The sequence below is a fragment of the Flavobacterium adiutor genome (genome assembly GCF_048282555.1).
Classification (GTDB): Bacteria; Bacteroidota; Bacteroidia; order Flavobacteriales; family Flavobacteriaceae; genus Flavobacterium.
In genome coordinates this window covers 2311797-2336256 of record NZ_CP182487.1, presented here as the reverse complement: position 1 = coordinate 2336256, position 24460 = coordinate 2311797, and the positions used below count along the sequence as shown (strand labels likewise).

Here is a 24460-nt window from a genome sequence, read left to right as displayed (position 1 = left end):
ACCTTTGCGTAGCGTTTCATAAAAAAACTTCAGAAAGCGAGTGAGTGCGGTTTCAAAAGCCCACACGAAAGGATTCGTGCGGGAGCGGGGGAGGTAACTTGACATTAAAATCTCGGTCTCTGGTATCAAAACAGCCGATACGGGAGGGAGGATGTTCTGAGTGCTATTTTTCCATATGGTTAACCTTTCTTAGCAGTTGCAGGCTAACTTGAGTTCTATTTTAACAGTTTGGTACACTTTAAAGTGCTACAAAAACAAAAGCCACTCCGTTAGGAATGGCTTTTTACTTTGATTGCATTCACGAGTGGATGCTTTCTCAAATTGGTCTAATGTTAATTAACGGCGCATCTCATATATTGCCCGCATCCTACAAATGCTTTCATTACTCAATATTAGTTATATCAATACTAAGAACTGATTCTAAATTGCAATTACAAGTTGTTTGAAGTAACACCTCTTTTATTTGCGTAGGCAAATCATTAACATTTAAAGGGTTAATAGGTGCGACTACCAAATGATAGTTGCTTTCTGAAAAATTATTTAAAACAGTTTTATCAAATGCATAAAGACCTCTTTCAGCCATATAAATAAAATCATTTAAATATTCATCATTTATATCATGGTTCAATAATTTATCTAATTCGGGATTAATTATTACTTCATTCTTTTTTTCTAAATTTCTAAAATAAGAAACTAATAAGAGACTTTTTTCTTCTGTTAATTTGGCAATTGAATTTGGCAATTTTCCTCCACCTGATGCCACAAATGCAATTTTGTTTTCATTTACAAAAAACCAATCAATATCTAAATTCTGTTGTTCAATTTCTGTTAACATATTTTTTTATTTTTAATTATTGTCCAAAAGTTGTCTTACAATTTTCACACATTGGCACTGTTTGTCCTGTTCTAGGTCTAACTGCTTCAGTAAAATTTATTTGTCCAGGAGTAGCTGTTGGATTATCTAGAAGTAAACTATTTGCAGCTTGAAATTCTGCACAACATCCAACAGTATTACCAGATGCAGTTTTTGTTCCAACACCACCGATTTCTGCAGTTGCTTCTACAAGCTGAGGAGCTACATTTGTTGGAGGCGCACCACTTGAAGCAATTGTGGTTTGTCCATTTAATTCTGCACCTACAACGACTGAAGGAGCTTTCCCTGTAGCTTTTAGTTCTGAAGCAGTAGTTTTTACTGCATTACTTAAGGATTCCATTATTGTACCTTCAGCTGTTGCACTAGCCTTAGCACCTCCTGCTTTATGAGTAACGGCAGTTAAGACCGCAACAGCAGTGACACTACCAATTGCTTCTGCATCGCCTTTAACAACTTTTTTGGCAGTTCTAACTACTGCAGGAAGACCTGTTGATTCTAAGAGTTGGTTTCCTGCTCCTTTAAAGTCTCCCTTTGCAACACTCTTCGTTACATCTACTGCTAACTTTACCTGACCAAGAATTTGATTATGTAATTGTGCTCCTTGTGCCATACTGGACATAGTTGAACCAAAACCTTTTGCAAAATTTTTGACACTATTCCATGTTGGCCAAGGCCACATTCCATCTGGGTCTATAAAATATACAGGATTATCCATTGCATAATTATATGGTGACCATCTTCGCCCTTTTTCTGATAACGGGTCGATATTCATCCAACGACCAAGTGCAGGGTCATAATTTCTTGCACTATAATCATACATGTTAAGCCCCAGTTCATCTTGAAGTTCCATTCCATTGAACTTATACTTATAATTGGTATTGTTAACTACTCCGCCAGATACCTTTTGTTGTAATCCAAAAGGGTAGTAATTGTTTTCTTCTACAATTTGTGTAGCTGGTGAGCCAGCTGTACCTATGTTTTTATACGATAACCTGTTATTACCCAGATGATCTTTGTACTGGTAAATGTACTCAAAATTTCCGTTGGTATAATTAACATATCCCTCCGGTTGCGGGAAAAACTGTAAAACATTGTTTGCATACTGAAATCCTGCGGCATAATCGGTTGTAATGCCACTGACTGTTTTTCGCTGTTTTGCACCCGTAGCATCATAGTCATAATGGATAGTACTGCCGGCTATGGTTATATCTACGGGTAAGTTTAGGTGGTTGTAGCTTATGGCAGTGATTGCTTTGTTGCTGTCACTTATCATATTTCCGTTGGCATCGTAGCCATACTCCTGACTGCTGTCTGCGCCATCATTAAAGCCTTCTGTACTTCCCGAGGTGTCTTTTACTTTGAATAATTTGTTTCCTCCATCATAAGTATAAGACAGATTATCCATTATTCCCAGATTAGTCGCTCCTGAGTTTGTATAACCGTTACGAAGCAGACTAAGAATGTTTCCGTTTTTATCGTAGGTTAAACTCTCATTGTAACGACCACTATCTTGTGAGACTGCCGATGACAAACGGTTTAAGGCATCGTAGCTGTAAGTATAGTTTTTCAGGGCTGTATCCTGTCCTTGTGCTTTCCAATAGGTCTGAGAGATGTTTCCGTTATACAAAGCTGTCCCTGTGGAAGGATTGTTGTAATTGATTTTAAATCCGAATAAATCACCTCCTGCTAACGTAATAGCATTATTTGCGGTACTACTGTCGTTGATTCCTTTAAGCCATCCACGAATGTTGTAGCTGTAATCTACGGTTTGCAAACGGGCATTTCCTTCTTTGTTACCTACCCCTTTAGAAATCAGTTGTCCTAATTCATCATAGGTATTCTCGGCAATGACTTCCGGAGTTGCTCCGTTTATAGACTGGGTTTGCTTTTTGAGTCTATCGGCATGGTCGTATGTAAAAGTATCAACCAGAGTAGTGGTTGTTCCGTTTTTGGTATGGGTTGTGGTTGTTTTAACTGGCTTGCCTACAAAATCAAGTTCATTTTTAACTTTTTGAGTTACCGCTAAAAAGTCATTTTTAGAATAGTTGTAAATTGGACGGCCTTTATCATCATAATAAATAACATTGGTGATCCAGCTCGATGTGCCTAAAACACGGATCTTGCTTCCGGTAGCTAAAGATTTAGTTGCAGTGCTGGGTGTTACTGATCCTGAATTCTCTGACACCCCTCCGTTTAAATCAAAACTGTAATTATCGTAATAATTGATGGTAAATAAATCGATTCCGGTTTGAGGAAAAGCTACATTACTGTAATAAACGGTCGTGTTATTGATGGTGTTTACTCCCTGTTTGGTTTCAAACAAAGTGGTCTGAGTATCTACTGTTTGCTGAACCAAAGCACGGCTACGGCTCTCGCTGTACACTCCGGTATATACAGGACGGCTAAAGGCATCGTATTTGGTAAACAGCCATTTATTCTGTGCTCTCAAATTGGCATCCTGAGTTAAAACCGGTCTGTCTAATTTGTCATATATAATATATTCCCAGTCTTTGCCCGGAAGCTTTTTCTCTACCAATCGGTTTCTCTGATCGTATTTGTATTGGTAGCATAGATCGTTTAATACCGTTGTGGTAATCGCTCCATCTGCCTTAGGAGGAAGAACATAGGTCAGGTTACCGTAAATATCATATACGTAATATGTATCATGCTTTACTCCTGCCTGATAGGTTCTCTTTAATACGACCTGACCTTCTTTGTTTTTAAATTCTACTGTGGAACCGGAACTCTCTACCGGACTGGCAGCTGTATTTTCATCGTAAGAGATGGTTTTATAGAGTTCATTGGCATTATAAAAAACAGTTCCGGTATTATTTAACAGTACGATATCGTATAGCCCTAGATTGGTGTCCAAGGTGGTAGTTACACTGAATAATTTTACTTCATTGGCGGTGTTACTCTGGTAATCCATTTTAATAGTATGGGTGCCTGATAAGGACCAATCATTACCCGGTGCAGCCTGTTTTAAAACCCGGTTTAATGGCGAAGCTTCAAACTCTTTTTCTGAATAGGGATTTGTCGTGTTCTCGTACTTGGGCGTATTGTAAAAAGTCTGCAAGGAAGATACAGCTGTTAACGGATCTATTTTGGTAAGATCGTTATTACTTCTTAACACAGAATAAGGCAGATTCTCCTTTGCCTGACGACCGAACGGGTCGTACTCAATAGGTGTGATGATGTCCTGGCCGTTTACTCCCTTATTAATGGCTATTGTCTGAATCGGACGACCTAATCCATCAAAATAGGTCACATTCTGTGTAACCTCATCTTTGGTAAGGGTACCCATTTCATTTGTCTTTACTGCTTTTTTGGGAGCAACAGTGTAGATAAAATTGTCATTGCTTAAGGTCTGGGCATCTACGCCCATTGCTGTTAAGGACAAAAAAATGAATAATAGTATGTGTTTTTTCATGTCGTGTTGTTATTAATATTAATGGAGTCATTAATCATTTTTTTAATGTACCCCTCTCTAATAATCAATATTTATTTTATATCATTTATTAATCCTTGACTAAAGCAATCTATCAATATAGCAATATATTTCTATCTCTTCTGAACCCTCCTTAGTGAATGTTGGGGAAGTCGCACTGGCACCGGTTTTATTAGGAGCATAGTTATATAGTATTCCCCGAACGGAACTTATAATGGTTATACCCTTATAGTAGATATTTGATGCAGTGACTGTTACATGAAATGTATCGCCTGTTGTCAATGTACCACTAGAGATGCCCGTAGTTGTTCTTGATATATAAGCGGTTCCGTTTTTATATACTTTGCAGCTCCCAATTGTTCCCTGAAATTCCAAAACACAAGCATTTGTCGCTATTGTTGGATCAGTACGCATTGATACAGCAGTACTTAAAGCTCCATCACCTGCAGCATTGACAGCCAATACCTGAATATTATAGGCTGTGTCAGGCGTTAATCCTGATAATGAACCTGTGCTGACAGAGGTTGTTATGCCGATATCTTGCCCATTTTTATATATTTTATAACTAGTAGCTCCTGCAACTGCTGTCCATGAAAAATTTAGGGATGTAGTCGTTTTACTGGTAAGAGTTAATCCTGTTGGTGCTGCAGGCAGTGGCAGTGTACAGATTCCGTTTGTGTTGGCATATGCCTGGCCATCGTTATTGAACCTGCTGAGTCCTAAAGCATCAGCATCAGCTTGTGAGATAGTTGAAGTTTCAACCCCTTCAGCCTGACTGTAAGAAACACTTGAACCTGCTCCTCCTGAAGCACAATTATTTCTTGTAAAAGAACCGCTTCTGGCAGTACTTTTATACACAACCCCACTTGCCAAATTAATGTCACAGTCAATCTGCTGTCCTTTATAGTTATAGCAGTATTTCTGAAGGATATTAAAATTTTTGTCCTTAACAAACTGTAATCTGCCAAAAGTATCATATGTATAAGTTGTTATATCTCCTTTTGGATCTGTAATAGTACTGACTCCTACAAGCGGGATATAGGTGTAAGTGGTAACCATGGCATATGCTAATGCTGGATCATTTCGTAAGATTGTTAATGCGTTTAGCAGGTCATTTTCAGTTCCCGAGTCAGAAGCGGTTTGTACAGCAGAAATTAAACTGGCAGGAATGTTGGCATAAGATATATTTTCTATTTTGGCTATAGGTAATGATTTTTGATAACCCCATATAAAGACTTGACTAGCACCACCTATTTTTTGTTGTTCGATGATGTTAGCTTCATTATCGTATTGATTAAAAACTATTCGTGGTTCAGGTGTATTAGTCCCTTTAGAAGCCTTAATCGTATCACGTACTATTAGATCTCCAATTTTCTTATAAGTAGTTTGTATTGTAGAAAGCGGAGTTTCGGTTCCTGAAATAGATTTAAATGTTTTTTCTTCTAAAGGCGGAGTCAGGATATTTTTTGCAATCATCGCAGTCGATACAGCATCTGACATGTCCTGAGGATATTTTATTCTTGTAATATGTGTTCTACCATCACTGTTTGTAATTGAGGTTTCTGTCATATAACGGTTATCTGCATTTTGGTACTGATAGCTTGTAACACTAGTAACAGCATTTGCTGGATTCGTTTGATCATAGACAATTTGAGTTTCCTTTATCTTTTTACTGATGCCAGTCGTAATTGGGTATTCCTGTATAGAGAAAAAACCTTGTCCACCGCTTGGACCATCCGGGAGCCAACTACAAGGTCCAAATGGTACATATTGTGTGCTTTGTTTAAACAAAAGTGAATTTTCAGTCGAGTGGTTATATGTGGAGTATTCATATAGTTTTTTTGTAGCAGGAATATATTCTGTCCCTTGCTTTGTAAAGGTTGTTTCGCTTATTAACTCTCCCTGGTTCCATATATTGGTAATTGAGCCATAGGGGCTACTACTAAGGAATTCTTCAGAAGGGACTCTTGTATTAATAATAATATTATAATCATATTCTGTCTTTCCACTATTTAACGTAGGTGTTCCTTCGTATTTTGTAACTGTTGGATATAAGATGGACGATCCCATATGATTTATGGAATTATATACTGAAATACCAAAAAAATTCCTAACCCAAGCCTCACCTATAAAAGCGCAGGCACCGCCAGATGTAGTCCCTCCAACAGGGGTATAGTAGGCTGATCCTATATCTTCATAATTTCTATAAAAATATCGCTCATCAAAAAGCTTGGTACCTAATCCACTCTCATTCTCTCCATAGATATAATTTTCTTCTTTAGCTAAAATATTTGTGTGCGAATAATTTTTTAACGACTTTATTCTTAACCCGCCCCCAATCTTTACTACAGGTTGCAGCGTTTTTTCATTCCAACTAATGGAACTTTTAATAGAAACGGTATTAGGTCCATATATTTCATTTTTCAAAGTATAATTTTCACCTGAAGCAATAAAAATCTGTTCAGTTACTGATCGAGGTATGGTTAAGTCCCCTTCATGTTTCCATGTTTTAATAATAGTATTAGTGGTTGTGTTTGTAAGCGTGACCATCTGAGTTTCACCCTCGTCTGTATTAATCATACCGGATGCCGAAAAATTAATAGAAATGTACGCAGGAATTATTGACTCATTTGCACCAGTCGCTAAATAAGTAAAATTGGTAACCTCTGTCTTTTTTGAAAACCTGTTAATTCCAAAAGTTGGACCACAAACCTTGGAAATGGATTGATAGAAGTATTGACTGGAAGGGTACTTATGGGGTTCAAATTCAAATAAAGAATATCCTCCTGTAGGATACGTGATTTTTGTTAAAATTCCTGCTTTCATATAAGTTTCAGAAGGCTCTCTATTAGCACCACCTATCGTCCAGGATTCAAATGGATTCATAAATCCATTATTAATATTTTGTGTATTTACATAAGTTACACTGTTTATATCTCTAGCATAGACCGTTGTCGTTGGTATTAATTTAAAATTTGAGGCCCCATTATAAAAGCCCCAATAATCCATATTAAATGACCCAAACGAAGGAAGAGTTGTGCCATCATAGTCAAACTTATATTCTTTTTTATTAGTTGTATCAGAACCGGATTCAGTAAACCCAGTCAATTTAAGCCGATATTTAGCACCTTCCACAACCATTCCATTAGGACTATAATAATAATCATGATTAAACTGTATTTTTTTTACTAACTGGTTAGTAGTAGTATAAATCAAAATCTCGTCTAAGGAATAGATTAAATTATTACCAAGATTATCCTTGCGGGGAGTATTTCTATTGAAAAGTACATACCCTCCTTTAAAGGTAATTTTCTTTACAAGAAGTTCTGTATAAGCAATTTCACTATGAGTAGTAGTTTGTTCATTCACAAATTGGGGCAGACCATCATTTGGTGAATAATATTTCTTTCCTATTGATTGACTTTCCATATTAACATATTCATTTGTAAGAACAGTATCATATTCAAAACTAATAGTATCGGTTAAGTCGGCAGAGGTTATAGAAGTTAAATACCAAGTGCTTGGAATGTTTCTTTGAATACCAAAGTCAGATAGAGTAGATGAAAACTTATCAAATTTATAAATGGTACCATTATCATCAGTAATTTGGAATGTTACAGTAGTTGTGCCCGTTTTTTGAATCTTAATAGGATCAAAAGGTACGGTCACAAAGTTTTTGTTCTTATTGCAGAAAAATTTACCTGATTTACCCCCAATATTATATACAAATAAATCTGGTTGCAGATCATAACCAACATTGCCTACAATATTATAATTTGCCAGAGTAAAATAATTAAATGTGTTATGTAAGGCTTCAGCAGAAGGCGGGTTATAATTAAAATATCCATATTGGCCTTCATCTTTAGCACTATAGACTGTTCTTGAAATTTGCCCTCCAGCTATAACACTCCACCCAAGTCCTACGTCCGTTGCTTTTTGATTTACCTGAACACCAGACGCATGATATGAAAGACTTATTGGGAGCGAAAGACTTCCTGACTTGATTTCGTAAAGAGGAAAACTAATTTCGGGAATTCCAGTTAAAGTCCCGACTGGATAAGTTCCATATTTTCCCAATTCTGCCGCATTTGGTGCAGGAGGAATTAGTGATTCCAGATTAAACCTTTCTTGTCCGATAGAGATATTCGAGACAAAAATTACAAGTAAAAATATTTTTTTCATCATTGTTTTACTGCATTTTTAAATTTATTATTCTATATATTAAAAGCTTATTTATTGATGTACTTGTTTCAATTTCAATATCATTATTTGACTTTCCATTGGATTGTTCCAGTATTCTATAAATATCTTTATTTACAGACAATGAAAGCGTTATGTTGGTAATGAAAATAAATTGATTTTTCATGATTTATTTAAAATTAATTTCAATTAAATTCCTCGATTCTTTTCAACAATAACCTCTACTGTTAACTGATCTGTATTGGTTTTAAAGTTTTTTGTTTTAATAAAATTAAGGTACTTTATATTCCCAAGTGCAGCTGTATTCTCAATTTTATTTATTAATGTCAAACATCCATTAAAAGAACCCTCCAAAGAAAAAATGTAACTTGTTGTACTAAACCCTTTTTGAGATACAACATGCGGCTGCTGAAAATCTACAATTTTTAGCTGGTAATTCTCGCTGTATGAAGTCAGCTGTTTTAATAAGTCATTCTGAAAAGATGCTGAGACATCTATATCGTAATCCGCCAATACCTGATCTAATTGCTTCTCTTTTTGCATGAGCTGTCCTGCCAATTTAGGCATATTACTATCGGCAGTAATTTCTTCCTGTTTGTTTTTATATTCTTTGTAGTAGTTGATCGTATTTGATATGGCAAAGGAGTAACAGATATATAGTACCACCAGAAACCCTACTATAAGCAGTTTATTTTTATTGTTCAGCTTCATGTTATTTCAGGGTCAGTTTTATTGAAAATACCGTTTCATTTGCGTCATTTTTTCCAAAGTGCGTTATCACAACCTTATCTACCCAACGCAGTTTTTCGATTTTTTCAATCCAGTTTGTAAATCCGCCATTATTAATTGTTGCACCTGAAATGGTAATTGTTTTTTCACGAGTAAGTATAGGCTCTTCTGATTTAATTTTTTTCTCCAATGGATTAAAAGACATTTCCGTCAATAAGATGGATGCCGGAACTTTATTCGCAATTTCATTAATAATCAGAGAACTTTGGGAAGTGCTTTTTCCAACAATGTTTTTAACCTTTTCTTCTTTTACTATAATTCGCTGTTTTATTTTATTAATATCTCCAATAGAAGATTTATTTACCAATACTGTTTCTGCTGCTTCCTGAGCCAGTTTATAATAGTGGGTAAAAAAAATAAAGTTAAACACCAAAACAACCAGTATTACTCCAATTGCCATTCTTAAACCTTTAGCAAAAAATGTTTTCTGGTTGTAAACGTCATAGAGTTCACTACTATACGTTATAACAGAACCCGTATTTACAGTTGTGTTCATAATGAGCCTCAAAATTCCTGAAAAGGCCAGCAATTGCCTGTTCTCTATCTGAAGGTCATTTATAATATAGGTTACTACAGCATCCAACGCACTTGAAGAAATGATTTGTTGTTGTTCATCTTTTGAGATTAACTGATGGTTTGTCTGCAAAACAGTTTCTTCGGTATAATCAAAAATAGCTGCAATAGAACAAATACCCAGGCTCAATCCGGCAATTACAATTTTCTGGCTTTCATAGTTTGATATAATTTCATCCAAATATGATTTTCGGGCAATTGCGATAATTGATTTTGTTTTTAAGCGCCAGATCTCAAAATAAAAGTCCTCCCAATTGGTATTAGGAAAAGCTTTGTGTAATAGTTTTTCATCAGAAACATCTGTTGATGACACTTCTTTTTGAATTACCTGGGCGGTATTGATTGTTAGAAAAAAAGGGAGTTTGGTATCCCATTTTTCCGCAATCTTACCGGTATAACTTACCCTGTCTTTTATTGCAATTACGAGGCCTTCTTTTTTCTTTTCTACCCATAATAAAGAAATTTTCTCTTCATCATTTAAAGTGAAATGTTCGATACCAATATAATGGCGGCCCAATAACAAATTATTTAACGATGGAATTTCCATTAGTAAATAACTGTAGGTTTAATTAATACTGATAATTTTTTCTTAGAATCTTCGCGTTTACGGGAACTAAACAGCCACTTGATCACCGGAATTCTTGATAATAAAGGCACTCCTGTTCCTGAATCATTTTTTACTGATTCCTCAAGGCCTCCAAGTACAATGATATCCTGGTCTTTCACACGAATTATAGAAGTAAACTCTCTGGAATTTATACCCGGAGGCGCATCTTCATCTACTTTTTGTCCGTTAAAGCTCGACTGGATTACTTTTATATCCATTGTAATTTGTCCGTCTCCTGAAACCAATGGCATGATAGTCACAGAAAGTTCAGCATCTATAGGCTGGTAATTTTTAACTTCAGATGCCTGTGGAATCTGCGAACCGTAATAATTTTGATTCGTTACCACATAATAAGTCGTTTCACCAATGGATAAATAGGCTTTATGCCCGTTTAATGTAGATAATCTTGGGGATGATCTAATTTTTAAGTTTCCGTTAGTCTCCATTGCTTTCAGACTCAAATAAAAATTAGGCACTACTTTACCGATATTCAAAGACCCAAATCCGTTAAACCCTTCAATGATGCTATTTATGGTCTGCGCACCTAAATTAATATCCGCAGTCGGGAATACAGTGCCCGTGGTAGTCACAGGTTTATCGCCTATTCCTGCCTTGATTCCAGTTTCCACAGTGGCACTTTTATTCACTTCCAATAACATTACTTCAATCAATATTACAGGAACAGCCTTATCAATATATTTTACAAATGATTCAAAACGTTCGATATTTGCCGCCGGGCCATTTACTAAAAAACTATTCAGTTCCTTATCGATTTTAATATCAAGGTCCTTTTTAATTTCATCCGGAATTATAGTCAGAATCGACTCTGAAGGATTACTCGCAGACGAAGAGTTGCTGCTGCTGACCGAATTGAAATTAGTGTTGGGGTTTTGATAATTGGAATTACCTGTTCTATTACTATTGTTACTATCAAAAGAATTAAAATTAGAATAATTCGTGTTGTTTGTATTGTTATTTAATCTTCCGGCACTTCGCCCTTCCTTTGAAGGATCGCTCAGAATGTCAATTGATCGATACATCAAAGGAATTACTTTTACATTCCTAACAACTAACTGGTCTTTTGTCCCAAAATAATAAATCTGGCCACTTTTCATATACGTATACAATCCGGTTGATCCAGTTGAATTCTGAGGTGCATTAATATTGTTGTACTGAGATTGCTGCGCATTTGTGTTTGATAAACCTGAATTCCCCTCCTGTTTAATTTCAAATAATTTATTTAGCAGGGCATCAAATGAAATATTTTTTGCTTTAACAGTTGCAGTTCCTGCATTATCAAGTGGACTTGATATAAACATGTCAATGCCCAGCTCATGGCCAATATCGTACACGATACTTGCTATTGGAGTGTTTTCGAAATCAACATCCAGTAATTTTTTTTCTGCATCTACTACCGTAAAATAAAAATTTGATTTTCGGGGACGCTGGGGCTTATTTTGACGAACGGAATTGGGATCAGTATTGGTTTCTTTAGAATAATTCCCTTCTAACTGGTCAAAAACATAAAAGTTATCCCTTGATTTGGAAACTGATAAATTGTTAGCAAATGCCAGTTTATTCAATGCTGCATCAAAAGGCATGTTTTTGATATACACTGTCAGTAAATTATTTTCTAATCCCGGAGCAAAAACAAGGTTTTTATCACTTACATCCATTATTTTTTTGAATACTCCATACAACTGGTCCGCTTTTAAATTCAATGAAAGTAAATTATTAGGCATGTCATAAGAGACTTCAATTTCTTTCTCTATTACTTTTTCTGCCGGTTTTACGTATGATTTTATCGAAAGTATGTTTCCGGTGAAATCAATCGTTAAGTTATATTCTTTACAGAGGAATATTAAAATATCACCAACTGAAACGTCCGTAAAATTATTCACAATATTAATCTGGCTCAAATTGGGAGCCATGCTAATATTAATTTTATGTACTTCAGACACCGCCATTAAAAAAGTCGAAAGTGAAGATTCTTTAATGTTAATATTAATTTTTTCTGTTAGTCCCGATTCATCTGTACTCAATGCGTCAATATTATTTTTAAGCTGCAAGATCCTGTTTTCCTGGGAAAATGAAATTTGAAAAATTAAGAGTAATAAAAATGTAATTATTTTTTTCATGAATGTCTGTAGGCTATTTTCTTTTACTATTTTTTATATGAGTAAGGAAAAAACTTCATCAATAGAAGTCGTTCCGTTTTTGATTAAGGATAAGGCATTTTTCTTTAACGTGAAGATTTCGTTTTCCTCGAGATAGTGATTGATATCCAATTGATTATTTTTAATCAACGCAGAAAGCTCACTCCCGATCGGCAAAATCTCATAAATTGCTTTTCTTCCTGAATATCCAGTATGATAACAGTTTTCGCATCCTACAGCGATATGATGCTTTTTAAGATCCTCAGGAATTAAGAACCCTGTTGGAAAAAGTTCTTTTGAAACCTCTTCTTCTGTTTTACAATGACTGCAGAGTTTTCGAATCAGCCTTTGTGCTACGCTGACATTGAGTGTACTTGCTATTAAAAACGAGGGAATTCCCATATCAATCAGCCTTGAAATGGTGGCCCAGGCAGAATTAGTATGAATTGTCGACAGTACAAGATGGCCTGTCAAAGCTGCCCGAATAGCCATGTTTGCCGTATTCACATCCCTAATTTCTCCCACCATGATAATATCAGGATCCTGTCGCAGGAATGTTCGTAGTGTTGTGGCAAAATCTAATCCTATGTTTTCTTTTAACTGTACCTGATTGATTCCTTCTAATGTATATTCAATCGGATCTTCCACAGTTAATATATTCGTATTAGGTAAATTCAGTTTTTTTAATGTCGCGTATAAAGTGGTCGTTTTTCCGGAACCCGTTGGCCCTGAAATGAGCACAATTCCGTTTGGCCTTTTGATATTTTCTAAATAGGTAGTTAATTCTTTTTCGCTAAAACCCAAAGAATTAATATCAATATGGCTGGTGTCTTTACTTAAAATACGAAGTACTACTTTTTCTCCGTACAGTGTTGGTAGAACTGATACACGAATATCAAAATCCTGATAATCGGTTACAATTGTTATACGCCCATCCTGAGGCAATCTCTTTTCAGATATATCAAGCTGTGCACGAATTTTAATTTTATTTACAATGATCGGATATTCTTCAACTGAAATATGAAATTGTTCTTTTAATTTTCCATCCAAACGAAAACGTACACGGGCATTCTTTTCATAAGGTTCAAAATGGATATCACTGCTCCCGATTTCCTTTGCATTTACTACAATTTTTTCCAGAAAATCATTCGTATAATGAATATCTGAAACACTGTTTGAATTTGTTTTGCGATAATTGGTGCTTAAATAGCGATTGATATTTTCAGTACTCTCCTTCTCTAATCTGATTTGGAAATTCAACAAAACCGCCAGCTCAATCTGCAGGCTTTCCATATTTTCAGTATCTGTTTTTAAGACCACAAAACCGTCTGATTTACCAGCAGGAATTATTCTGTAATGGTAGGCCTGCTCCGATTTTACCAGCTGCTGGAACTCTATTGGAATATCAAAATTTGTCATTGTTAACAGGCGTATAAAAAGTTACTTTCACAGAAGAAAGTGATTCCGTAAACAACTCCAAAAAATAACGACATATAACCGGCCAGTGGTACAGTTTTTTCCCTGTCCTTTTGCGACAAGGCAAAATGTAACAAAAGTGAAAAAAACAAAGAAAATATAAAAAGCACAAAAAAAGAGATTGTTGAAAAAGTGAATGAAATAAAAATGAAAAATAATACATCCCCTAACCCAAATGAGTTGTTGAACCTGATATTTCTTAGCCTTGTATACAAATAACAAACTAATAATAAGAACAATACTAATACAAGGTTTGTACTTACATTAACCAATATCGAATTAACCGGAAGCATAAAGTACTGTATTGTCAAAGCAAGAATACCTACCATTGGATATAGAAACCAATACACCAGCCTGTCCTTACAATCCTGATATAAAATAGTAAAGAACAAAAAGATAAGTATCAGTTTCAGAAGCCACATTAGTCGGCAATAATTTGTTTTGGAACTCCATTTTGGTCGATTTCCCAAACATTAAAAACCCCGTTACCGTTAAAATCGGTTATGGCTGTCGCTTTTACTTTGAATTCATTATTGCTTGATTGTACAATTTCGTAAGTATAATTGGCACTCCCGTTGTCTTTTGTTGTTTTAGGCGCCTCAAAATCTATTTCGGTAAAATCAGGACTGTATTTAGAATACATAAAATAATACTGTTTCTCTGCATTGTAAATTGCCTTTAACTGTACCTGTGCCTCTACACTTTTAGCTTTTGTGATCAATGGCATAAGATTTGGCAATGCTATTAGGAGCAGAATTCCTATAATAGCAAGAACGATAAGCATTTCCTGCAAGTTGAAAGAAGGGAGTTTTTTATTCATTTTTAATATAGTAAAAATTTTTGGGGTCATCCAAGGCAAATGTAATTATTATTTTATAATATGAAATAGTATTACATAACTTGTTAAAACAAGATTGTTTTTTTAACATATCAAAAAAGTCTTTAAAAATTTGATTTATAAATATTGTATTATAATCGATTTCAACTTTCTAATTTTTCTTAAAAAGAAGTAAATTATAAAGCATTACCTTACAAGTATTTAGACCTAAAATCTAAAATTTTACACATTTTCTTAATTATTTGTTTAAAATATATAGGTTTTTATTTATTAATTAGCGTGGTTTTAACACTTATTAACATTTATATTCTCTTACTAACTACATAACAAGGACTTTAAAATTAACTTATGAAAAAAATAGTATTTTTCACAACTTTTATTTTGCTTGCAACGAATTTATACAGCCAAACTAATCCAAAAGCATTAGATATACTTACGTTGTACAATACCTTTCCCGTAAATGAAAGACCTTTGCTAGACCCCTTTGAAGAAAAGATTAAGGATACGATCATTAGCAATAGTACAGCCAACAATCCCATGACACAAAGATCAGGTTTAAGCAATACCAATTTTGAGGATGGTGGGCCTGAAAACATGATTGACAAGTCTACTTTGAAACCAACCGCCGGTAGCTTCTCTTCTGATATAACAGCAATTTCTGATAATTTAAACCAAGGAAAAGTAAGTGTAAATATTCCTTTGTTTGATTTTGAATACTATGATTATAAAATTCCTGTATTTATTAATAATAATTATCCACAGACAATGGTCCAAACAAAAGGATCCCCAGTTTTTTATATTAATTCAAAAATAGGAGGAGACTGGAATTTATCTATTGACCAATACAAAGTTTCCAGACAAATTAATGGTAATGAAGACGAGAATCCAAGCAAAGGATATTTTTCCAGCTTTAGCCAAAGCAGGGTGAACAATATTTCAGCAATCAATAATGGTGATGTAATTAATGGTCTGAAAGGAAGTTGGGATCCAGCGATCGATGTTTTCAGTTTTTCGACTCCAACCATTTCCGGATCGTTCTTACTTAATTTAATTGACGGGAGTTTCAAAAATTTGACCGGAGGTAATTTTACTGTAAAGTATACACGAAACAGCAACTCACTTTTATCTTTTACTATTACTGATGAACAAGGCAATCAATATCTTTTCGGAGGGACTGATAATTCAATTGAGCAAACTCAGAGTAAAACGGGTGTCCAGTCCAGAGGAGTTGATTACAATGCTCCCAGATTTAAATTTATTGTCGAATTAGATGGGAGTGCCAATAGGAGGGTTCTTAGTTTTCGTGAGTTACCAGATTATGCTAATTATTACCACACATCTGGTTTTTTTAACCCTCCTTTAGTTAATAATCCTTGGACTGACAAAATGGTTAGTGATTTCTTAAACAACAGACATGTTGGTCAAATATTGCCGCAATTAGGCAGTCTTTATCCATTAGGAGGGAACGTTTACGGTATTCCAAGTTCTAATAGAATTGTTAACCTTCACGAGGCAACTACAGACGACCCTGATCTAAGGCAATCCAAAGTGAATACAGGGTGGTATCTTAAAGAAATCAAATTAACAAATGGTAAAAAAATCAATTTCAATTATGTAAACTCATGGAAAGCATACCCCACCTATGGAGCCAACAAAACAGAACTTACTTTAAAAACTGGAACAATTAATTATCAGGGATATAATAATGTCATAACTCCTATCACTGTTAGATATTATCCATGCATGCCCGAAGGATTTGGTCCTTTGCAATTTCCAATAAACGAGAGTTATTCCGAAACTATAAACTTTGTAAAGTCCCCAGAACTTACCCAGATATTTGATGAAGATTTTTCATCTCAGATTGACATACCAACGAATTATACGACTGCTCAACCAAGGCCTTTTGTAGGATCGCCTAGCATTTATGCAAATGTTCCTAATGAAGTACTTGATGGAGGACATCCACAACCTGTTCTAACAAATAAAATAACATATATTAAAAATCATCAGTATTTTGATGTCGAGTTTAAAAACTCAACATTGTGGAATACTTTTGTAAAAGATGGCACAACGTACAGAATACCAAAGGGTGATGTTTCGTATCTAAATGAACTAATAATTAATGGCGATAAAAAATATTTATTTACATATGATGGAAGAAACTTAAGTACAATTAAATATCCTACAGGTGCTAAAAAACAATTCTATGCCAGTGCAAGAACACAAGAATTACAAAATTTTACTGAATATGGCAATTTCTATTTACATAATGAAAGAGTAGTAGACAGTATCGTTACAACTACAGACAAAAACAAAACAGTAGAAAAATATGTTTATAGTAATCCTCAATTTTATACAAACTGGAAATCTACACAAAAAACATTCAGACCAAGTATTGCAACTTGTACTGATTTTGCTTCATTTACCTCAACCACTCCCATCGTGAGTAATTTTGCTATTAAAAATGGTTTGTATTTTGCAAATGCCAAAAAATACATTAATAAAGAATTACGTATCTCATCAGATATTGACCAACCTTATGGTGATGCCAATACTTTATACTTAACAGACGGAACCAGCCCTACCTATACGAATCAAATTAGTAGACCAGCAACCAAATACGATCAGAGATATGGGCTGAACACCAAAACTATTCAATACAAAAAAAATGCAGCAAATCAGCCAGAAAAACAACAAACGTCTGATATAAAATACGAATTTACTACTCCAACATTTGAATTGCCTTCTGTTTATCTGGCTAATATTGAAGCAGGTCCATGGAGTAATACCTCCGGCGCTATCAGGAGAGGGTATTCCAGATATTATTTTCCTGTTGGAGATGAAGTAAATAAAACTGTTGTTACAGATTCAATATTCATAGATGATTTAACCAGTCTAAAAACAGAAAACACCTCTGTTTTCTCAAGATTCACTCATACATTAGGAACGAATGTAAAGAAACTAACTAAATCAACAAATATTGATTCTGAAGGCAATTCATGGACAACAGAATTTTTAAATGTAAATTCAAGTTCCCGAAACTTAAAACTTACTGATAGTCCATTATTTCAAAGCATGAGGAAAAACAACATGAGTCCTGATCTCTTTAAGATTGAGTATAAAAATAGTGACATAATTAATTACGAAGCTTATAAATACAAATTATTGAACATCAATAATAATATTCCTGTTCTGGAATCGCAAAAGAAGATAGAAACAAGTGATACAAATCTTAATTCAATTGTTCCTTTTACCTTTAATTCAGCGGATCCTAATAATTTTATTTATAATACTAACTTTAAAGACAAAATTATTTACGATCAGTATGACAACAATGGAAGATTAGTTGAATACCATCCAGCTGATGGCAAACATACTGTCATTATCTGGGGCTATAATTCACAATATCCTATTGCAAAAATAGAGAATGCTACATATTCTGAAGTACAACCTTATGTTGCTAATTTACAAAGTCTTTCGAAGGTTGATTATGACAATTGTACAGCTGCAACGTGCAAGGAGCAAATTCTTAGAAATGCTTTAAACGACCTTAGAAACATCCCTAATCTTAGTAATAAATGGCAAGTTAGCACCTTTACCTATGATTATAACATTGGGATAACAAGTTCAACCGATTCAAGAGGGAATACAAGTTATTATGAATATGACGGCTTCAATCGTTTAAAATCTGCCAAGAATGCACAAGGCAAAATTCTGTCCAATTATCAATACAACTATAAACAATAATCCATAACAGTATGAAAAAGTTTCTATTTATCTTTATTTTATGCAGCGTTTATTGTTTAAATGCGAAAACTGGTATTAGTTCCAATAACCCAATACCAAAGAGTACAGTTACAAATACCCAATATCCGGATTATTATCAAACGGTAGAAGCCCGTTATTTGTCCAACACAAATGATTGGACTTCCGATGGTGCAAATGGAACAATCGAGATTTCCAATAATAACTTATATGTCAATTTTGACCCCACCTGGACCTACGGTCAGCAAATAACTACAGGAGTCATTGCGTACATCAACATATACCCTGTCTTGCCTACTATCGAACTGGGTCCGATTTATGGCAATGGACAGGAAACAGGATATTACGCCAAGATAGAAAACAACAACCTGGTGGTTTACACTCCAAATAATTACAGCGGAGTTTATTATACGTCCCTTTATTTTGGCATATCCATTGATTTGAACTGCGCAAAGACTTGGTACAAAGATATGGACGGCGATGGATTTGGAGACCCTAATTCCGGTGCCTTCACGGATTGTTATCAACCGAATTATGGCTACGTAGACAATAGTTTAGACTGCAATGATCAAAATCACACTATTACCGAAATGCGAAATTGGTATGTTGATGCAGACAATGACGGCTACGGGGATGGCCTGGACCAAAATCCGGTTGCAAGCTGCCAAAAACCATCTTATGGAAATTATGCCAGTAACAATTTAGATTGTGACGATTCCAATAGCACTATAAAATCTGCAACAGTGTGGTATGTAGACACCGACAACGATGGGTTTGGTGATTTGGATGCTGAACCAATTACATCTTGTACAAAACCGACAGGCAATTATGCAACTAACAAATTTGACAACTGTCCTACTGAACCTTACCCATCCAATAATGGTTGTCAGCCTACTATTAATGACATGGATGAGAATTACATTTACGTCGTTTCTCCTACAATTCCTAGTACTAGTATCGATGCTCTGTCAACTGGACAAAAAACAGAAGAAATCACTTATTTTGACGGTCTTGGCCGTCCGATGCAAAAAATTGGTATAGCAGCAGGAGGAAATGAAGAAGACATCATTACCCATCTTGAATACGATAATTTTGGAAGACAGGACAAAGAATATCTTCCTTATGCAGAAACCAGTGACAAAGGTCTTATCAGGACAGGAAATATTTCTTTGGCAACTAAAAATTTCTACAATACTCCTAAATATGAAAATACTACCAACCCTTATTCACAAAAAGAGTTTGAAGCGTCATCACTTAACAGAGTATTAAAACAAGCTGCTCCGGGTACTGACTGGGCTTTGGGGGGTGGCCATGAAGTAAAATTTGATTATCAAACTAATGTCGATAGTGATCAAATAAGGCGTTTTGGTGTTGTTTTTTCTGAAGGGAATAGAGAAAATCCTAACATAAAGGACAATGGTTTTTACGAGCCTTATCAATTATATAAAACGATTATTAAAGACGAAAACTGGCTCTCAAACCAAATTAACCCTGATGACCATACAACTCAGGAGTTTAAAGACAAAAAGGATCGTGTTGTTTTAAAACGAACCTTTGATGCTGGAAAATGGCATGATACCTATTATGTCTATGATGATTTTGGAAATCTGACCTATGTATTGCCTCCTCAGGTATTTGTCTATAGTTCTATAACACAAGCCTATACAGGTCAAAGTACATTCCGTGACTCTGATACCCCTATGGATTTTTTTACCAGTGGAAACAGTTATGCTGAGTTTTATATGGTTAGCCAGGGGGATGTGATTTCCTTAAGTCTTTTTACAGATGGAGCTAGTGCAGGAGCGGTATTAAAATCAGGAAAAATAGCCGATCTGGATTTCAGCCCAGACTTGCCTGATATGTCTTTTGGAAATATTATGGTCAAGGATGTAAACGGAAATTCAGTAGTAGGAGGCACGGCATATATTCAGGGTGGTGATTTGTATTTCTCTTCAACCGGAGCTGGCGTATACGATAAAGATCCATATGGTAATTCTATCTTAAATGTGGGTCTAACAAGTTCTCTTTTAAACTATCAATCCCAATATGCAGCACCTGTTTTGAATGCTGCAGCTGCAGATTTGATGTACCAATACAGATACGACAAACGCAACAGACTTGTAGAAAAAAAACTGCCTGGCAAACAATGGGAATATATTGTATACGACAAACTCGACAGACCGGTCCTGACACAGGATGCCAACTTAAAAACTTCCAATAAATGGCTGTTTACCAAATATGATGTTTTTGGAAGGGTAGCCTACACTGGTGTACATACCAACAGCACCTATTTGAGCCGAACTGACATGCAGAATTATTTTGAAACACAAAATAATACCGCAGGTAAAATGTATGAATCAAAAGCAGCATCAGGTACGGGGTACGACAACTCCTACTACAGCAACAGCAATTTCCCGACTGCCAATATAGAATTGTATGCAATCAGTTATTATGATAATTATACTTTTGACAAAGCAGGCATAGCGGTGCCGGCAACCAGTCTGGGAATTGATATCATCAACTACGATAATGCAGCCACTACTCAAAGCCTTACTAAAGGCTTGCCAACAGGAACCAAAACCAAGGTACTGGATCCCGACTCGCCTTCATGGATTACTTCCCTCTCTGGCTACGATGAAAAAGGCAGAGTGATTTATACGGCCAAAAACAACTCTTATCTGTCTACTGTCGATGTAGTAGAAACTGCATTGGATTTTGTTGGAAAGATAGATAAAACTGTCACGACACATACCAAAGGAAACAATACTCCTATTGTAATAGAAGACCTTTTTACCTATGATAATGCAGGACGTCTTAAAAAGCAGACCCAGGAACTAAACAACACCAATGTTGTTGAAGTGATAACGGAAAACTCCTACGATGAATTAGGCCAGCTGACGAGCAAAAAAGTGGGTGGTAAATCTAATCTGGGTCTTCAGACGGTAAATTATGACTACAACATCAGGGGGTGGCTAAAAAACATCAACAACCCAAATAATCTGGGCAGTGATTTGTTTGGCTTTTCATTGGATTACAATGTACCGAATGTGTCAACAACAAATCCATATTACAACAGCCCCCCGCTATACAATGGAAACATTAGCAGTGTATCATGGAAAACCAACAATACAAATTCCAATACAAAGCAATATAATTATACCTATGATGCATTGAATCGATTTAAAAATGCCTATTATGCTGAAAATAATGTATTCACCAACCATTTTTTCGAAGGGATTACAGGATATGACCGGAATGGAAATATTACAGGGCTGCATCGAAATTTCCCTGTCCTGAATTCAAATAATCAGTATGCAGGTTATCAATATATGGATTATCTGACTTACTCCTATAATGGAAATAAGCTGATAAGAGTAAATGATAACGGATCTACTACTGAAGGCTTTAAGGATGGATATAAAGGGACTCTGGATGAGTACAGTTATGATGCTAATGGAAATATGATTAAAGATCTGAATAAAGGAATAGGAAACTCTACCACTGACGGTATAGTCTACAATCACCTGAACCTCCCGACTAAAATAACATTTAATGCAGGAGGAACTATTGATTATGTATATGATGCATTAGGTGTAAAACAGCGCAAAATTGTCAGTACAGGAACTACAACCAATTATGCAGGAGGCTTTCAGTATGAAAAAGCAGGCACAGGAACTGAAGTTTTGAAATTTTTTCCGCAGCCTGAAGGATATGTGGAGTATAATGCCGGAACTTTTAATTATATTTACCAATACAAAGACCATTTAGGAAATATTAGGCTGAGTTATGCCGATAAGAATAATGATGGAATCATTGCCCCTGGTGCACCTTTTATATATCAGACCATTTGGGAAGACGGTTTTGAGAGTGCTACCGGATGGGACGGAACAGGAGCTTCCTGGGGACATCCATTAGATGCTTTTGATACTACAGTAAAACATTCAGGGAGCCGTTCAGGGAGGATAGACGTACACAATGAAGACTCTTTTCGCTCGCGTGCTGTACATAGTACACAGTGGATTGCAATAGATAATACAGTAGATACAAAATATCGTGTTTCGGGATGGTTTTTTATCCAAAATATTCCCCAGTACTCTCGTGCCAGGTTAGAACTCATGATGAAAAAAGCAGGAGAAACAGAATATATGACACTTTATGAATTTAAACCTGTAACTGTTAAAGGGCAATGGGTATATGAAGAAATGATTATTACAGTTCCGGCTCATATAAAATCGTTAAACTCCAGAATTGCTTTTGATTATGGAGGTAATCCGAGCCCAACGACAGGAAGCGCTTGGTATGATGATCTGAAAATAGAAAAAGTAATCATAAATACTCAAAACGAGATAATTGCTGAAAATAACTACTATCCATTTGGATTGAAACACAACGATAACAATAATGTGTTGAATTCTACCAATCCTGCACAAAAGTATAAGTATAACGGAAAAGAGCTTCAAGACGAGTTAGGGTTTAACATGTACGACTATGGAGCAAGGAATTATGACCCTGCACTTGGACGCTGGATGAACATTGACCCGTTAGCTGAGAAAATGAGAAGATGGTCTCCTTACAATTATTGTTTTAATAATCCAATGCATTTTGTTGACCCAGATGGGATGATGGCTGGACCATTTGATGACCACTTTGACATGGCTGGAAACTTCTTGTACACTGATAATAGAGAAACTAATAATATAATTATTGACTCAAATCAGTTTAATCCTTTAACATTTTCACCTTTTGAAATAAAATTGAGCGATTACAAATTTAATAAATCAAATTATTCAACTTTATCAAAAATAGGTAAATATTATGGAATTGCTATAGGAATGGACCTTGGTAAGGTAAGAAACGGCATGATATCTGTTGGAAACATTGCAGATGTAGAAAATAAAGGTTCTTACATAGAAGGGCACCTTGAGGGATTTAATGGTGGTTATTATAAAGCAGATGATACAAATGGAGGAAGAACCTTAATGTATACTAATCATGAGAAGAGGATGGTAGCAATAAATCTTTATGATGGAAAAGTAAGTACACATCTTGATGATAAGTATAATTTCATGAGTGTCATGGATCACGAGGGTGGACCGATTGGACATTTAGTGAATCCTAATAAAAAACATTCTGATATTTATAAGGATCAAATATCAAAATATGGAAAAGATATAACTGAAAATTTTTTGAAATTCCTAGAGACGAACTATACAGACTATAAAAAAGATGGAGATTAAAGAAAAAAAAATATTAATAATTTTGAGTGTAATTTTTTCTACATTATACTTTCAGAAATGTACCTTTTATAAACCAAATAATAAGGTAACGATCTTGAATCATAAAATAATTTACGATTCTTTAAATTATAAACAAGAAGGTTTTAGGGTTAATTTATATTCAACACTTGAGTTTAATGAGAACACTATTACGAGAAATGAATATAATAACTTTTTATTAGTTGTAAAAAAAGATACTTTTGCCTTAGTTCCAGAGATAAACTATTTAGAAAAAAAAAGTTTTAATAAAATAATTGAAATAAAATACTTTTCTCAAATAAATTTTAAATCAAAATTTTATAACAACGATTCTATATTAAATATTATTCGAACATCGTGTGAGATTATAGATTCAAAAGGTGAAAAAATAGTTAAAAACAAAAAATATAATATAAAAACGTTAATAACTTTAAATCTTTCTAAAAACGAGGGTAACATAAAATTTTAGAAAAGAAGAT

11 protein-coding genes are annotated in these 24460 nt (G+C 34.9%); 3 read left to right on the top strand and 8 right to left on the bottom strand.

Annotated features, from left to right (window positions below; genetic code table 11):
* Positions 1–382 precede the first annotated feature (382 nt).
* The 8 genes from ACNC7R_RS10015 to ACNC7R_RS09980 form a co-directional block, all read right to left on the bottom strand.
* Positions 383–835 carry a hypothetical protein gene (locus ACNC7R_RS10015; protein WP_417940955.1) on the bottom strand — a complete coding sequence of 151 codons (453 nt, stop codon included), beginning with the start codon at positions 833–835 and terminating at the stop codon, positions 383–385.
* 16 nt (positions 836–851) lie between these two features.
* Entirely contained in the window at positions 852–4304 is a 3453-nt protein-coding gene (locus tag ACNC7R_RS10010; RefSeq protein ID WP_417940954.1) for a DUF6443 domain-containing protein, read from the bottom strand.
* A 99-nt stretch (positions 4305–4403) separates the two neighbouring features.
* On the bottom strand, positions 4404–8507 hold the full coding sequence (locus ACNC7R_RS10005) for a DUF5977 domain-containing protein (RefSeq protein WP_417940953.1): 4104 nt from the start codon (positions 8505–8507) through the stop codon (positions 4404–4406).
* Between the two features lie 204 nt (positions 8508–8711).
* Complete coding sequence (locus ACNC7R_RS10000; RefSeq protein ID WP_417940952.1) at positions 8712–9233, bottom strand: hypothetical protein; 522 nt, start codon at positions 9231–9233, stop codon at positions 8712–8714.
* A gap of 1 nt (position 9234) precedes the next feature.
* The gene (locus ACNC7R_RS09995) at positions 9235–10431 is read right to left on the bottom strand and encodes a hypothetical protein (protein ID WP_417940951.1); all 1197 of its coding nucleotides are present in this window, start codon (positions 10429–10431) and stop codon (positions 9235–9237) included.
* The gene (locus ACNC7R_RS09990) at positions 10431–12629 is read right to left on the bottom strand and encodes a type II secretion system protein GspD (RefSeq protein WP_417940950.1); all 2199 of its coding nucleotides are present in this window, start codon (positions 12627–12629) and stop codon (positions 10431–10433) included. The genes ACNC7R_RS09995 and ACNC7R_RS09990 overlap by 1 nt, the downstream gene beginning before the upstream one ends.
* Before the next feature lie 33 nt (positions 12630–12662).
* Positions 12663–14066, bottom strand: a complete 1404-nt coding sequence (locus ACNC7R_RS09985) for a GspE/PulE family protein (RefSeq protein ID WP_417940949.1) — start codon at positions 14064–14066, stop codon at positions 12663–12665.
* Between the two features lie 478 nt (positions 14067–14544).
* Complete coding sequence (locus ACNC7R_RS09980) at positions 14545–14943, bottom strand: type IV pilin protein (protein ID WP_417940948.1); 399 nt, start codon at positions 14941–14943, stop codon at positions 14545–14547.
* Positions 14944–15309: 366 nt separating this feature from the next.
* Here ACNC7R_RS09980 and ACNC7R_RS09975 point away from each other — a divergent pair, with 366 nt between their 5' ends.
* The 3 genes from ACNC7R_RS09975 to ACNC7R_RS09965 are packed head-to-tail and all read left to right on the top strand — an operon-like array spanning position 15310 to position 24450.
* On the top strand, positions 15310–18708 hold the full coding sequence (locus ACNC7R_RS09975; RefSeq protein WP_417940947.1) for a hypothetical protein: 3399 nt from the start codon (positions 15310–15312) through the stop codon (positions 18706–18708).
* Between the two features lie 11 nt (positions 18709–18719).
* Positions 18720–23963 carry a DUF6443 domain-containing protein gene (locus ACNC7R_RS09970; protein WP_417940946.1) on the top strand — a complete coding sequence of 1748 codons (5244 nt, stop codon included), beginning with the start codon at positions 18720–18722 and terminating at the stop codon, positions 23961–23963.
* Positions 23953–24450, top strand: a complete 498-nt coding sequence (locus ACNC7R_RS09965) for a hypothetical protein (RefSeq protein ID WP_417940945.1) — start codon at positions 23953–23955, stop codon at positions 24448–24450. Before ACNC7R_RS09970 ends, ACNC7R_RS09965 begins: the two co-directional genes overlap by 11 nt.
* Positions 24451–24460: the final 10 nt, after the last annotated feature.

Excerpts from the sequence above, each read along its gene's own strand:
- ACNC7R_RS09980 (WP_417940948.1), bottom strand. The coding sequence starts at position 14,943 with ATGAATAAAAAACTCCCTTCTTTCAACTTGCAGGAAATGCTTATCGTT.
- ACNC7R_RS10000 (WP_417940952.1), bottom strand. The coding sequence starts at position 9,233 with ATGAAGCTGAACAATAAAAATAAACTGCTTATAGTAGGGTTTCTGGTG.
- ACNC7R_RS09965 (WP_417940945.1), top strand. The coding sequence starts at position 23,953 with ATGGAGATTAAAGAAAAAAAAATATTAATAATTTTGAGTGTAATTTTT.
- ACNC7R_RS10005 (WP_417940953.1), bottom strand. The coding sequence starts at position 8,507 with ATGATGAAAAAAATATTTTTACTTGTAATTTTTGTCTCGAATATCTCT.
- ACNC7R_RS09990 (WP_417940950.1), bottom strand. The coding sequence starts at position 12,629 with ATGAAAAAAATAATTACATTTTTATTACTCTTAATTTTTCAAATTTCA.
- ACNC7R_RS09975 (WP_417940947.1), top strand. The coding sequence starts at position 15,310 with ATGAAAAAAATAGTATTTTTCACAACTTTTATTTTGCTTGCAACGAAT.
- ACNC7R_RS09995 (WP_417940951.1), bottom strand. The coding sequence starts at position 10,431 with ATGGAAATTCCATCGTTAAATAATTTGTTATTGGGCCGCCATTATATT.
- ACNC7R_RS10010 (WP_417940954.1), bottom strand. The coding sequence starts at position 4,304 with ATGAAAAAACACATACTATTATTCATTTTTTTGTCCTTAACAGCAATG.
- ACNC7R_RS09970 (WP_417940946.1), top strand. The coding sequence starts at position 18,720 with ATGAAAAAGTTTCTATTTATCTTTATTTTATGCAGCGTTTATTGTTTA.
- ACNC7R_RS09985 (WP_417940949.1), bottom strand. The coding sequence starts at position 14,066 with ATGACAAATTTTGATATTCCAATAGAGTTCCAGCAGCTGGTAAAATCG.
- ACNC7R_RS10015 (WP_417940955.1), bottom strand. The coding sequence starts at position 835 with ATGTTAACAGAAATTGAACAACAGAATTTAGATATTGATTGGTTTTTT.